Source organism: Glutamicibacter creatinolyticus (assembly GCF_006094275.1).
Classification (GTDB): domain Bacteria; phylum Actinomycetota; class Actinomycetes; order Actinomycetales; family Micrococcaceae; genus Glutamicibacter; species Glutamicibacter creatinolyticus.
The window spans coordinates 267,361-280,671 of sequence record NZ_CP034412.1 but is presented as its reverse complement, the minus strand read 5'-3'; the positions used below and the strand labels follow the sequence as shown (position 1 = coordinate 280,671).

The 13,311-nt window shown below is 67.7% G+C and carries 12 protein-coding genes; 8 read left to right on the top strand and 4 right to left on the bottom strand.

Annotation, left to right across the window (positions count from 1 at the left end; translation table 11 throughout):
• The 3 genes from GcLGCM259_RS01380 (at position 1) to GcLGCM259_RS01370 (ending at position 2,751) form a co-directional block, all read left to right on the top strand.
• Positions 1-507: a MarR family winged helix-turn-helix transcriptional regulator gene (locus tag GcLGCM259_RS01380; protein ID WP_054821631.1), complete on the top strand. Its 507-nt coding sequence runs from the start codon at positions 1-3 to the stop codon at positions 505-507.
• A gap of 140 nt (positions 508-647) precedes the next feature.
• Positions 648-1,199, top strand: a complete 552-nt coding sequence (locus GcLGCM259_RS01375) for a hypothetical protein (protein WP_138925532.1) — start codon at positions 648-650, stop codon at positions 1,197-1,199.
• Positions 1,200-1,464: 265 nt separating this feature from the next.
• Positions 1,465-2,751, top strand: coding sequence for an aspartate kinase (locus GcLGCM259_RS01370; protein ID WP_138174449.1), 1,287 nt, complete (start codon positions 1,465-1,467; stop codon positions 2,749-2,751).
• Between the two features lie 102 nt (positions 2,752-2,853).
• Here GcLGCM259_RS01370 and GcLGCM259_RS01365 read toward each other — a convergent pair whose 3' ends face one another.
• The 3 genes from GcLGCM259_RS01365 to GcLGCM259_RS01355 are packed head-to-tail and all read right to left on the bottom strand — an operon-like array spanning position 2,854 to position 6,206.
• Positions 2,854-3,795 carry a cytochrome b/b6 domain-containing protein gene (locus GcLGCM259_RS01365; protein WP_138925531.1) on the bottom strand — a complete coding sequence of 314 codons (942 nt, stop codon included), beginning with the start codon at positions 3,793-3,795 and terminating at the stop codon, positions 2,854-2,856.
• A gap of 50 nt (positions 3,796-3,845) precedes the next feature.
• The gene (locus tag GcLGCM259_RS01360) at positions 3,846-4,520 is read right to left on the bottom strand and encodes a response regulator (protein ID WP_138925530.1); all 675 of its coding nucleotides are present in this window, start codon (positions 4,518-4,520) and stop codon (positions 3,846-3,848) included.
• A gap of 3 nt (positions 4,521-4,523) precedes the next feature.
• On the bottom strand, positions 4,524-6,206 hold the full coding sequence (locus GcLGCM259_RS01355; protein ID WP_138925529.1) for a sensor histidine kinase: 1,683 nt from the start codon (positions 6,204-6,206) through the stop codon (positions 4,524-4,526).
• A 170-nt stretch (positions 6,207-6,376) separates the two neighbouring features.
• Between GcLGCM259_RS01355 and GcLGCM259_RS01350 the strand changes: the two genes are divergently transcribed.
• The 4 genes from GcLGCM259_RS01350 to GcLGCM259_RS01335 all read left to right on the top strand — a co-directional run bounded on the left by GcLGCM259_RS01350 (position 6,377) and on the right by GcLGCM259_RS01335 (position 11,057).
• On the top strand, positions 6,377-7,789 hold the full coding sequence (locus GcLGCM259_RS01350) for a CitMHS family transporter (RefSeq protein WP_138925528.1): 1,413 nt from the start codon (positions 6,377-6,379) through the stop codon (positions 7,787-7,789).
• A gap of 135 nt (positions 7,790-7,924) precedes the next feature.
• Complete coding sequence (locus GcLGCM259_RS01345) at positions 7,925-8,845, top strand: 3-methyladenine DNA glycosylase (RefSeq protein WP_138925527.1); 921 nt, start codon at positions 7,925-7,927, stop codon at positions 8,843-8,845.
• A gap of 46 nt (positions 8,846-8,891) precedes the next feature.
• Positions 8,892-9,386 carry a serine protease inhibitor gene (locus tag GcLGCM259_RS01340; RefSeq protein ID WP_138925526.1) on the top strand — a complete coding sequence of 165 codons (495 nt, stop codon included), beginning with the start codon at positions 8,892-8,894 and terminating at the stop codon, positions 9,384-9,386.
• Positions 9,387-9,473: 87 nt separating this feature from the next.
• Positions 9,474-11,057, top strand: coding sequence for a cation:proton antiporter (locus GcLGCM259_RS01335; protein WP_138925525.1), 1,584 nt, complete (start codon positions 9,474-9,476; stop codon positions 11,055-11,057).
• Here the strand turns inward: GcLGCM259_RS01335 and rlmC are convergent.
• Positions 11,054-12,199 (bottom strand): 23S rRNA (uracil(747)-C(5))-methyltransferase RlmC, encoded by a 1,146-nt coding sequence (gene rlmC, locus GcLGCM259_RS01330; RefSeq protein WP_138927134.1) that lies wholly within the window; start codon positions 12,197-12,199, stop codon positions 11,054-11,056. The two genes, GcLGCM259_RS01335 and rlmC, sit on opposite strands and share 4 nt — an antisense overlap.
• 154 nt (positions 12,200-12,353) lie before the next feature.
• Between rlmC and GcLGCM259_RS01325 the strand changes: the two genes are divergently transcribed.
• A complete protein-coding gene (locus GcLGCM259_RS01325) occupies positions 12,354-13,307 on the top strand; it encodes an ankyrin repeat domain-containing protein (protein WP_138925524.1) in 954 nt (317 codons plus the stop codon).
• The last annotated feature ends 4 nt before the right edge of the window (positions 13,308-13,311 follow it).

Below are 13,311 nucleotides of genomic sequence, written 5' to 3'. Positions count from 1 at the left end.
ATGAACACGGATCTAGCGGCCGCGGCCGAACCGGCCCGGGAAGACCTGGGGCCGGCGGCCACCGGGGACGACTTCAGCCACCGCTTTGAGGCGCTGGAGCACCAGCTGGTGCAGCTGATGGTGAACAACACCCACGCCAAACGGAACCTCGCGGCCCGATTCGGGGATCAGCTGCCGCCGGCCGCGCTGCCGGTACTGGCGCTGGTGCTGAAGAACGACCATATCGCGCAGTCGGAGCTGTGCTCGCAGCTGATGATCGACAAGGCCAGCCTCTCCCGGCTGGTGACCCGGATGGAAGAGGTCGGGCTGCTGGTGCGCAGCCTGGATCCGGAGGACCGCCGGGTCAGCCGGCTTAGTGCCACCGACGAAGCGCGCACACGCTGGCGCGCTCTGATGGGAGAGCACCGGTCGCGCTGGCGGTCCAAGGTAAGCGAGTGGCCCCGTGACGATGTGGACCGGCTGATCGGACTCCTGGATCGGCTGAACATCGATCTGCGGGAGAACTAAACAGCCGGACTCACCTCGTGCTCCGAGGCGGAGAGCAAGGTGTATCACCGGATAGGACGCCGGGGGACTACGAAAGTCCCCCGGCGTCCTGCTGTTTCTCCACCCCTGACACCGAGGCGCGGCTTCGGTAAGGTCGTGCCATGACCAGCAAGTCCAGCAACATCCCAGCCATCGAGCGCGCCACCGGGATTGGGTGGGAACAATGGGTTGAGCACCTGGGCGCGGCCCAGGCCCAGACGCTGGCCCACGCGCGCATCGCCGAGCTGGCCGAGCAGCGCATGCCGCACCGGGTGGAGAACTCCGGCTGGTGGGCCCAGAGCGTGGCGGTGGCCTATGAGCAGCACATCGGACGGCGGCTGCCGGGCCAGGCCAACGACGGCAGTTTCCAGTTCTCCGTCTCACGCACCATCGACGCCGACATGGGCCAGGCCCTGCAGCGCTGGCAGGAGCTGGTCCAGGAACGCGGCGACTTCAACGGGGTGCCGATCCAGGAGCCCGGGCGCGCCAGCAGCACCCCGAAATGGCGGTACTGGCGCATCGGGCTGCAGGACGGGGCGCGGATCGCGGTGAACATCAGCGCCAAGGGCACCAAGTCCGCGGTGGTGGTGAACCACAGCGGGATCATGGACCCGGATCTGGTGGAGAACTGGAAGTCCTACTGGCGCTCGCTGCTCGCCCAGCTGCCCTCCTGAGCCGGTCCGGCCCCGCGGATCCCGCCCTTTGACCGGTCGATCGGGCTTGCGGGAAACGATTTCAACAGCATGTTGCGAAGATGTTGGGCAATATGACTAATGTTAAGAACCGCAACTAGGTCAAGTGGGGCACCTGCTGTCACAATAGGACACTGATAGAAATACCGTGGCCGCGCCGGCCAAAATCGGCTGGCTGCCGCGCGTACATCATGGTTGTTGCCACGGGTGTGGTTCAACAACTCTCAGTGTTGGAGTGTGCTTGCCCATGAGCCTGATCGTCCAGAAATTCGGTGGTTCGTCCGTCTCGGATGCCGAAGGCATCAAGCGTGTTGCGCGCCGGATTATTGACACCAAGGCCGCCGGCAACGACGTGGTCGTTGTCGTCTCCGCCATGGGTGACACCACCGACGACCTGCTGGATCTGGCAGCCCAGCTCACCACCAACGCCCCGGCCCGGGAAATGGACATGCTGCTCTCGGCCGGGGAACGCATCTCCATGGCGCTGCTGGCCATGGCCATCGACGAACTGGGCGAACAGGCCGCCTCCTTCACCGGCTCGCAGGCCGGGCTGATCACCGACGCCTCCCACGGCATGGCCCGCATCATGGAGGTCTCCCCGCAGCGGGTGCACCGGGCGATCGAGCGCGGGTACATCGCGATCGTGGCCGGCTTCCAGGGGATGAGCAAGGAAACGAAGAACATCACCACCATGGGCCGCGGCGGCTCGGACACCACCGCGGTGGCGTTGGCCGCGGCATTGGACGCCGATGTCTGCGAGATCTACACGGACGTGGACGGCATCTACACCGCCGACCCGCGGGTGGTCTCCTCGGCGCAGAAGATCGAGAAGATCTCCAGCGAGGAAATGCTGGAGATGGCCGCCAGCGGCTCGAAGATCCTGCACCTGCGCTGCGTGGAGTACGCCCGCCGCTTCGGCGTGCCGCTGCACGTGCGCTCCTCATTCAGCACCCATGAGGGTACCTGGGTCATCCCCGACCCGGACGACAAGATCACCATCCAAGAGGGAGAACCCATGGAACAGCCAATCATCTCCGGTGTCGCCCACGACCACTCCGAGGCGAAGGTCACCGTTATCGGCGTGCCCGACATCCCGGGCAAGGCCGCGCAGATCTTCGGGGTCATCGCCGCCGCGCAGGCCAACATCGACATGATCGTGCAGAACATCTCCACCCAGGGCTCGGGCAAGACCGACATCTCCTTCACCCTGCCGATGACCGAGGGCAAGCGGGTGCTCGATGCGCTGAACACCGCCAAGGGCGAGATCGGCTTTGAGGAGCTGGAGTACAACGAAGAGGTCGGCAAGCTCTCCCTGGTCGGCGCCGGGATGCGTTCGAACCCCGGGGTGTCCTTCACCTTCTTCGAGGCGCTGCACCAGGCCGGGATCAACGTGGACATGATCTCCACCTCGGAGATCCGCATCTCCGTGGTCACCGACGCGGACAAGCTCAACGACGCGGTGCGCGCGATCCACACTGCGTTCAACCTGGACGCCGAGGTCGAGGCCACCGTCTACGGCGGCACCGGGCGCTAGGCCCGCAGCGCGCGGCCGGCCGGCAACAGCACAAAAAGGGCCCGGGGTTCCTTCCCACAGCGGGAGGAAACCCGGGCCCTTTGGCGTCAGGGTGCCGGCGCGTTAGCGGCTGAGCTTGCCGGTGAGCCCGGCGATCGGGCGCAGGAAGATCGGGCGGGCCAGCAGCCAGCCGGCGACGACCACGACCACCGAGCCGATGAACACCCACAGGCCCAGCCAGCCGGTGTCATCACGTGCCGCGTACATGTGGTTCAGGTTGCGCAGCGCCCCGGTGGAGAAGACCAGCACCACGTGAACGATGATGAACATGACGAAGAACAGCATGGTGGGCAGGTGGATCGCCCGGGCCAGCTCGATCGGGTACGCCTTGTTGATCCTGGCCTGCTTCGGCCACGCGTTGGACATCCGCAACCCGGTGATGATGGCCAGCGGCGCGGCGACGAACACCACCAGGAAGTAGGTGATCATCTGCAGGGCGTTGTAGTTCGTCCAGCTGTTCTCCAGGGGCCAGTCGAAGGAGGCGTACTGCAGGGCGGAGGACAGGGCGTTGGGGAACACGTCCCAGTGGGTTGGCACGATGCGCATCCATTGGCCGGTGAAGAACAGCAGGATGTAGAACACCAGCCCGTTGAGCACCCACAGGGCGTCCAGGCTCAGGTGGAACCACAGTTCCAGGCTGATCTTCTTCGGCGTGCCCTTCGTCTTGACCAGCCCCTTGTTGTTCCGCGTCCAGAAGGTGCGCGGGCGCCCGGTGCTGCGCACCTGCCAGCCGGAGCGGATGATCAGCACGATCAGGAACATGTTCAGGAAGTGCTGCCAGCCCATCCAGGCCGGGAAGCCGACCGGCGCGTTCTGCGGCAGCGTGGAATGCCCCGGGTAGCGGGTCAGGAAATCCTGCACCGGTTCCAGGGTGCGCAGCCAGCGCGCCAGCAGCACCACGAGGGCGGCGACGATCAATGCCGCTGCCACCGTGAGAACCGGGCGCAGCCACGGGGGTGGTGTGGCCTTCCCGGTGCGTGACGGTTTCTTGCCGATCGTAGACATATGTGTTTTTCCTTCGACACGAAGTGGTGATTGCACTTATCGTAGCGTTCCTACCGAGGTGAAGTCAGGTATCGGTGTTCAGGTCGGCCCCGGTTTCCGTAGCTCAGCTGCAGCTGCAGGGCCTCGCTGGCGACCAGCGCGGCCAGATACCGCTGCGCGGTGGCCCGGGCGATTCCCACGGCCTCGGCGACCTGGGCGACGCTCAAGGGTTCGCTGGCATCCTGCACGCAGGCCAGCACCGCCTGCTCGGTGGGGGCGGCGCCTCCGGACGGCGCGGCGGTCTCCTCCCCCGCCCACAACGCCTTGTACAGCCGGTCCACGGCACTCTGGTCCAGGTTCGTGCTCGCCGCCAGCTGCCGGCGGTAGCGGGCCCAGCCCTTGAGCTTGGTGGCCAGGGTGCGCGGTTCGAAGGGCTTGATGACAAAGGCCAGCACCCCGGCGCGCAGGGCCGCGGCGATGTTCTGCGGTTCGCTGGCGGCCGAAACCATGATGACATCCACGTCCAGCACCTTGGCCAGCTCCAGGCCGCTCACCTGCGGCAGGTACAAATCCAGCAGCACCAGGTCCGGCTGCTGCGCGGCCACCACCTTGGGCACCGTGCGCGAATCCTGCACCGGTTCCAGCGCCGTGAAACCCGGTATCTCATTGACCATGGAGGCGTGCAGTTCACCGACCCTGAAGTCGTCGTCGACGATCAGCACCCGGTAGTCCCCAGGGGTTGGCATGGTTCAGCCCTTCCTTTCCTCGCTTAGTACCGACGGCAGCCGGGCGGCAATGACCGCCCCGCCGTGCTCCCCGCCCCGGTCGGCCACCCACACGTCCCCGCCGCGGGCCCGGGCCAGCCGGCGGATCAGGGGCAGTCCCACCCCGTGTCCGTGCCCGGCACCGAGCTGGCTGCCGGTGGTGACCGCGGGATTGAAGATGTCTTGTGCGGTGGTGATGCCCGCCCCCGAATCGGCTACCGCCAGATGCAGGGTGCTCCCCTCGGACAACAGGTCGACTTCCACCCACCGCGGCGCTTCAGCCCCTAGTGAAGCAGTAAATGCATTATCAAGCATATTTCCAAGGACCGCGGTGACGTCCTGGGCGTCGTGGGCACTGGCGACCGGCGCGTAGAGCATTGAGTCCGGGGAGATGCGCAGCTCGATTCCCATTTCGTGGGCGCTGATCCCCTTGGCCGCAATGAACGCGGCCAGGTAGGGGTCGCTGACGGTTTCCAGCCCCTGGACCGGGACAATGGCCGGCCCCGAGTCGGTGACCTCACGCAGGTAGTCGCGGGCCTGGTCGATCCTGCCCTGGTGCAGCAGTCCCAGCACCGCGTGCATCCGGTTGGCGAATTCGTGGCGCTGCGCGCGCAGCGCGTCGGCCATGTCCTGCACCGCATCCAGCTTCGTGCCCAACGCCTCAACCACCGTCACGTCGCGCAGCAGGATCACCTGGCCCAGGTCCACCCCGTCGCGCACCACGTCATTGATGCGCGCGATCAGCGAGGTCTGGCCAACCTCCAGGCGCACCGGGGTCCGTTCGCGCTGCCGGATGGCGGTGACCAGCCGCTCGTTCAGTCCGGCGGCCGCGTAGTGGCGGCCCACCACGTCGGCCAGCTCGGTGCGGTGCGGCAGCCCGAGCATCTGCCGGGCGGCCTTGTTGCGCACCGTGATCACCCCGTCGCTGCCCAGGCCCATCACCCCGTCGGTCACCCCGTAGAGCACGGCCTGCTGGTCGCGGACCAATTGGGCGATTTCCGCCGGTTCCAGCCCCAGGGTCTCACGCTTGAGCCGGCGCACCGTCGCCCGGCCAACCAGGGTGGCCAGCACCGCGGCCAGCAGCGCAAAGAGGATGATCCAGGAAATGGAGACCAGCAGGGTGCGGGTCAGCGACTCGGTGGCCAGCCCGACCGAGACCTCCCCGACCACGGCGTCAGTGCCCGGGGCCCGGACCGGCACCTTGGCGCGCACCGAATCGCCCAGGGTGCCGTGCTCCCGCGAGACATCCTCCACCCCGCTTAGCGCAACCGGATCGGTGGAGACCCGCTGGCCGATCTGCCGCGGATTCGGGTGAGTCAGTCGCAGCCCGCGGTCCTCGGTGATCACCACGAACGCGGCCCCGGTGTCCCGCCGGACCGCTTCGGCCTGCGCCTGCAGCGGCCCACGGCGCAGCGAACCGGCGTCGAGCCGCTCACGTTCGGCCTGCTCGGCGGCCACCTGGCGCACCTGCGGATCGGCGGCCACGGTGCGGGCGATGCCCAGGGCCGTGGCTTCGGCGCGTTCAAAGACCTGGTCGTAGCGCACCGCGATGGTCGCGGCTGTCACCACCAGGATCAGCAGCCCAAGCACCGCGAACTGCAGGCGCATGATGCGCGAGGCGAAGTGCTTGCCGCTCAGGCGGCGGCTGGTGGCGGTGGTGGAGCGCATTTACCCAGCATACGGGCCGGGGAGATTTTAATGAGCAAAAAGCGGTCAAAAACTAAAAGCGATCAGAACCCAGCACAAGCCGCGGTCGTGACGCAGCCCACGTAGCGTCAATGGCGTACCCGCCCCACGGGTGCAATCATCAACGTTTTTCCGCCAAGGAGGTCGGTGCAATGTTAGTTGCCCTCGGATTCCTCATGGTCGCCACCTTCATGGTGCTGATCATGACCAAACGCATGACCCCGATGCTGGCACTGATCATTGTGCCCACCGTGTTCGGGCTGTTCGCCGGGGCCGGGCTGGGCCTGGGCGACATGGTGATGGACGCCGTGAAGTCGATGTCCGGCACCGCGGCCCTGCTCATGTTCGCCATCATGTACTTCGGCATCATGATCGACGTGGGCCTGTTCGACAAGCTGGTGGCCGCGATCCTGAAGCTGGTCGGCAACGACCCGGCCAAGGTCGTCATCGGCACCGCGCTGCTCACCGCCGTGATCTCGCTGGACGGCGACGGCTCCACCACGTTCATCGTGGTCACCGCCGCCCTGCTGCCGGTGTACCAGCGTCTGGGCATGAGCCCGGTGGTGCTCACCTGCGTGGCCGGCCTGACCAACGGCACCCTGAACGTCGTGCCCTGGGGCGGGCCCACCGCCCGCGCTGCGGCCGCCCTGGGCGTGGAGGCCACCGACATCTTCGTGCCGATGCTCCCCTCCCTGGGTGTGGCGCTGGTCGTGGTCGGCATCTTCGCCTGGCAGCTGGGCCTGTCCGAGCGTCGCCGGCTGCACCGCGAAATGCCCGAGGTGTGGGGCACCGAGCTGGGCGGCGGCGCGCTGAACCGCCCGAAGACCCCGGCCGGCGGCCCGGGCTCCTCCCCGGTGGCCGTGCTGGAGGCGGTGGCCACCAAGGGCGATGGCAGCGAACGGCCCACCATGGACGGAACCGCGCTGGACCCGAACCGCGAGACGCTGCGCCCGAAGCTGTTCATCTTCAACCTGGTGCTCACCGTGGCGATCATGGTGCTGCTGATCATCGACGTTGTTCCGCTGTCCTACCTGTTCATGGTCGGCACCGGCATCGCCCTGGTGGTGAACTTCCCGAAGGTCAGCGACCAGATGAAGATGATCACCGCGCACTCCAGCGAAATCATCGCCGTGGTCTCCATGGTGCTGGCCGCCGCGGTGCTGACCGGCGTGCTCTCGGGCACCGGCATGGTCGATGCGATGAGCGCCTGGCTCGTGGACATCATCCCGGATTCCATGGGCCCCTACCTGGCCGTGCTCACCGGCCTGATCTCCGTCCCGGCGACGTTCTTCATGAGCAATGACGCGTTCTACTTCGGTGTCCTGCCGGTGCTGACCGAGGCCGGAGCCCACTTCGGCATCGACGCGGTGGACATGGCCCGCGCCTCGATCACCGGCCAGCCGGTGCACATGCAGTCGCCGCTGGTGCCCGCGATCCTGCTGCTGGTCTCCATGGCCAAGGTTGACCTGGGCGATCACCACAAGAAGGTGCTGTGGCGGGCCCTGGTGGTCTCGCTGGTGATGCTCGCCTCCGGCGTGCTCTTCGGCGTGATCCACATGGGCTAGACCCACTTCCCACGCCGCTGGCGGCTCTTCCCGACATTGCCGGGAAGAGCCGCCAGCGGCGTTAAGCGGGCGGTGGGAGTGAGATGCGCGACGGCCGCTGGCCGCCACCGCCTCAGGGGCGGGATAATGGGTGCCATGCCCACGCCTGAAACCGTCCTGCTGCCCGCCGCCGCATGGGGCGAACGCGCCCTGGAGCATGAGCGGCGCGCGCGCAGCTTCGGCGAGGCCTTCACCACGCGGCGGATGAGCGGGAAGAAGCACCCGGTTGAGGACTTCCTGTTCACCTACTACACGCAGAAGCCCGGCCAGTTGTACCGCTGGCATCCGGGGGCCGGGGTGCAGCTGGCCGGGGAACCGGCCCGGCAGCGGGCCCACTGGAAGTTCTACCGGGTTTCCGAGGTGGACGGCACGCCGGTCGCGCAGGTCGATCTCGCCGCGTTCGCCGCCGCACGGGCCCGGATGCTGGAGTTCGCCCGGGTGATCCTGCGCGGCACCGCGAGCCGCCCCGCCAGCTTCTCCTGCTTTGGACTGCACGAGTGGGCGATGGCCTACAAGTCCGAGGAGAACGGGATCCGGCACGAATACCTGCCGCTGCGGCTGGGCGCGGCCGGCACCGACCGGGTGGTGGAGAGGCATCGGATCCGCTGCACCCACTTTGACGCCTTCCGCTTCTACACCCCGCAGGCCGCGCCGCTCAATGAGCTGCAGCCCACCCGGGAAACCCAGCGGGACCTGGAACAGCCCGGGTGCCTGCACGCCAACATGGACCTGTACAAGTGGGCGTACAAGCTGGTGCCGCTGGTCTCCAGTGAGCTGATGATGGACTGCTTCGAGCTGGCCTGGGACATCCGCACCATGGACATGCAGGCCTCCCCCTACGACCTGGCCGAGTGGGGCTACTCGCCGATCCGGATCGAAACCGCCGAGGGCAAGGCCCGCTACGTGCGGGAGCAGAAGCGCTTCGCCGAACGCGCCGACGTGCTGCGTTCGCGGCTGCTGGCGGTCGCCGAATCCGTGGCGCTGCCGACCTCCGGCAACACCTTGAGCACCAGCTAGCGCCGGGACGCTGGCGGCCGGGCTGTGCTTCAAGCCACAATGGACTATGGACGTTCTACGCTTGGCGCGCCGCGCCGGACTTTCGCTGACCTGCCTGCTGGCCCTGATGGCGGCCAGCGGCTGCGCGCAGGTCGAGCCCGACGGGCAGCAGCCAACGACCACCGCCAGCAGCAGCTCCGCCCCCTCCCCCAACCCCACGGATCCGGCCGTGGACACCGCGCTGACGGTGGAGCTGTACGCCGACGGCACGAACCTGAGCAGCCAGTACACGCTGAGCTGCCGGGGCGCCGAGCCGGTGGATTCGAGCACCGTCCCGGATGCGGCGGCGGCCTGCGCGCTGATTGAGGAGAACCCGGCGGTCCTCGCCCCGCAGCGCCCGGCCTCCCAGCCGTGCACCGAGCAGTACGGCGGGCCGGACCGGGCCGTGGTCACCGGCACCCACCGGGGCAACGCAGTGGAAACATCCTTTACGCGCAGCAACGGCTGCGCGATCGCCGAATGGGATGTGCTGGCCCCACTGCTGGGCCACGGCGGACTCTAGGCGACCTGCCACCCGCGGACCGACACGGAAAAAAGTTGATGAAAATCAACTACATTTGATCGTGTGACAACTAGGATTTGAGGTGTCATGGAATTCTTCCTCCTCACCGTCGCCCTGCTCTTTGTCACCGTGCTGGTGGTGGGAGTTTCCGAACGCATCGGACTGCCCTATCCGATCCTGATGCTGCTGACCGCGCTGGTGGCCGGCTTCCTGCCGTTCATGCCGACCCTGCACATCGACCCCGAACTGATCCTGCCGCTGTTCCTGCCGCCGCTGCTGTTCGCCACCGCCCAACGCAGCTCCTGGTCGGTCTTCCGGCTGCGCTGGCGCACGCTGATCCGCATGGCGGTGCTGCTGATCGTGGTCACCGCCGGCGCCGTGGCCGCCACCGTCTGGGCCTTCGTGCCGCTGCTGTCCCTGCCCCTGGCCATCGCGCTGGGCGCCATCGTCGCCCCGCCGGACCCGGTGTCCGTGGACGCGATTGCCACGAAGGTGAAGATGCCGCGCCGGCTGACCTCGCTGCTGGAGACCGAGGGCCTGTTCAACGACGCGATGGCGATCGTGATCTTCCAGCTGGCGGTGAACGCCACCATCAACCGCACCGACGTGGGACTGGAAATCATCCCGCAGTTCGTGCTCGGCGCCGCGGCCGCCACCATCCTGGGCATTGCAATGGCCTGGCTGGTCGGGGCAATGAACCGCTTCGTGCCGAACCTGGTGGCCCGCTGCGCGGCCACGCTCGTGGCCCCCTATGCGGTGTACCTGCTGGCCGAGGAGGTGCACGCCTCCGGGGTGATCGCGGTGGTGGTCACGGCGCTGGAGCTGGGCCGCCGGGCCCGCCCACAGGACTCCCGTGAACGGCTGACCCGCACCGCGTTCTGGGAAGTGCTGGAGATGCTGGCCACGGGCCTGGCGTTCGGGTTCATGGGCATTGAGATGAACCGGGTGGTCATCGAGGAGGGCGCGCACCTGCTGACCTTCATCCCGCAGGTGGCCCTGATCTGTGCGGTGGTGATCCTGGTGCGCCTGGCCTGGATTTTCGCCACCTACTACCTGCCGCACGTGCGGGCGCAGGGCATGTCCGCCGCCAAGGACTCGCTGGTGCTCACCTGGTGCGGGATGCGCGGGCTGGCCACCCTGGCCCTGGCGCTCGCGCTGCCGGTCAGCGACGCGGCCGGGCAGGCGATCGAAGGCCGGAACTTTGCGGTGGTCACCGCCTGCGCGGTGCTGCTGACAACACTGGTGATCCCGGGGCTGACCCTGCCGGCGCTGATGCGGGTGCTGAAGATCCAGGACAATGTGGAGCTGCTGGGGCGCAAGCGGCGCAAGCTGGCCAACCGGGCACAGCACACCGCGATGGAGACCCTAAAGGCCTCCCCGGACCTGGACAGGCTGCCCGATGACTACCGGGAGCTGGTGACCCGCCGGCTGCAGACGCTGCACACCCTGCTGCTCAGCGAGGAGTCGCAGGTGGAAAGCGACACCCTGCACGGGCAGAAAATGGCCAAGTACCGCAAGCTGATCCACATCTCCGATTCCCTGCAGAGCCAGGCGCTGGACGCGGCCCGCAACGAGCTGCTGCGGGCGCGCAACGAACCGGGGGTGGACCCGCACATGGTCGATGAGATCATTCACCGCCTCGACCAGCGCACCATGATCCTGGACCGCTAGCCGTTGTCCGCCGTGCGGGGGCGGCGCTGCAGGCGCACAATCACCTCATAGTGGTTGGTCTGCGGGAACATGTCCATCACCCGTGCCTCGACGGCGGTGAACCGGTCCATGCGCCGCAGGTCCTTGGCCAGGCTCACCGCGTTGCAGCTGGAGTAGATCACGTGCTGCACCTCAGAGGCGTTCAGCCAGTCGGCCAGGGTGGGCCCGATGCCGCGCCGCGGCGGGTTGACGACGACCAGCTGCGGGGCCTGGTCCTGGGCCAGGGCAAACTGCGTGGCGTCCCCGGCGATGAACCGGGTATCGGCCAGCCCCAGGTCCGCGGCGCTGCGTTCGGCCGCGCGCACCGCCTCGGCACTGGTTTCCACCCCGGTCACGCTGCGCCCCGGCGCGGCGGTGTGCAATGCGAACCCGCCGACCCCGCAGTACAGGTCCCAGACGCTGGCCGGCTGCAGCTGCCGCACCCAGCTGGCGGCCTGGCGGTACAGGGCGGCGGCGATCGGCGTGTTGGTCTGGAAGAAGCCCTGCGGGCGCAGGTGCATCCCAATGCCGTTCAACTCCATCGGCAGGGTCTGGGCGGCGCTGAGCACGATCTCCTCACTGCCTTCGAGCACGGCCTTGTGCTCGGGCAGGAAGTTCACCGAGACCACCTTCGCCGCGGGCAGCGCCTTGGAAAACAGCGGCAGCGAATCGCGCAGCGCCACGAAGTGCTTCTTGGTGCGCAGCACCCAGCGCACCATCAGCTGCCCGGAGGGGGCCAGGGTGATGATCACGTGCTTGAGCTCACCCTTGCGCCGCGGCAGGTCATAGGGGATCAGCCCCAGCTGGCGGATGAAGCGTTCGATGACGGGAAACGCGGCGCGCAACGCCGGGTCGCAGACCCCGCAGTGGCGCAGGTCCACCCCGTGCCCGTCCGCGTCCAGGATGCCGATGGTCGGGTTCTCGCTGGTGCCGGAAATCACCATTTTCGCCTTGTTGCGGAACCCTGATTCGACGCTGGGCTGCGGGGGCAGGAAGCGCAGCTGCTCATGCCCGGCCAGCAGCTGGGCGCAGTGCTCGGCCTTGCCCCGCAGCTGCTGCTGGTAGGGGCGGGTCATTTGGCTGCAGGAACGGCACCGGCCGGCCGAGAAGTAGAGGCATTGCATGATGCTGGCCATGTTATCGAATCCGCCCCGCTGCCAACTAAGTGAGCTCGACGCTGATTGCCCGGGATTTTTCAGGTTCCGGCGATAGGCTCAAACCCAGTTGCTTCGCTGGGGCGTAGCATGATGACCGCACTCGCAACCCCGGAAAGGGACAATGGTTCAGCAGATTCGACGCCGCTCGCTTCGTCGTCCCCTGGCCTTCACGGCCCTGCCCTTGGCCGCTGCGCTGGGCGTCAGCGGCTGCTCGGCTCCGTCCCAACCGGCCCAGCCCGCCGCCCCCACCTCGTCTTCGGCCCCCGAGGCCGCCGCACAGGGTTCCAGCCAGGTCGCGGCCGCCCCACAGCCCAGCAGTGAACCCAAGGCCAGCAGCCCTGGCAAGGCGCCGGCCACCACCAAACCGGCCCCCTCCACCGCTGCGAGCAAGACCGCCGATGAGGTGGCCCCCCTTTCCAGCGCCGGCACCGGAGCTAAGGCCCCGGCGGTGTCCCTGCTGCCCAGCACCAGTGCCAGCTACGACAAGGCGACCACCCAGCTCCTGGATGCGGTAAAGAACAAGAAGGTCGCCCAGGCGGAGAAGGCCGTTGCCGACGGCGCGGACCTGGAGGCCCGCGACAGCTACGGGCGCACCGCGCTGCTGAAGGCGGTGGTGAACAAGGACGAGGCGATGGCCCTGAAGCTCTTGAAATTGGGCTCTGACCCGAACGCCACCGATGACTTCCACGAATCCGCCTACCTGCGCTCCAGCGCCGAGGGAATGGTGCCGGTGCTCTCCGCCGCGATCGAGCACGGTGCGGACCTGGAGGCCACCAACCACATGGGCAGCACCGCGCTGATGATGGCCAGCGAAAACGGTGAGGTCGAATCCGTGCGGCTGCTGCTGCAGCACGACGTGGAGGTCGACCACGTCAACGACCTGGGCTGGACGGCGCTGCATGAGGCCGTCGTGCTGGGCCAGGGCTCCTCGAACTTCGTCAACGTCGCCCGGCTGCTGCTGCTGGGCGGGGCCGATGCGACGATCAAGGACCGCACCGGCAGCGACGCGCTGGAGCTGGCCAGCGAACGCGGGCTGTCGCAGATGGTGCAGGCCATCCGCAGCGCCTCGCGCTAGGGTG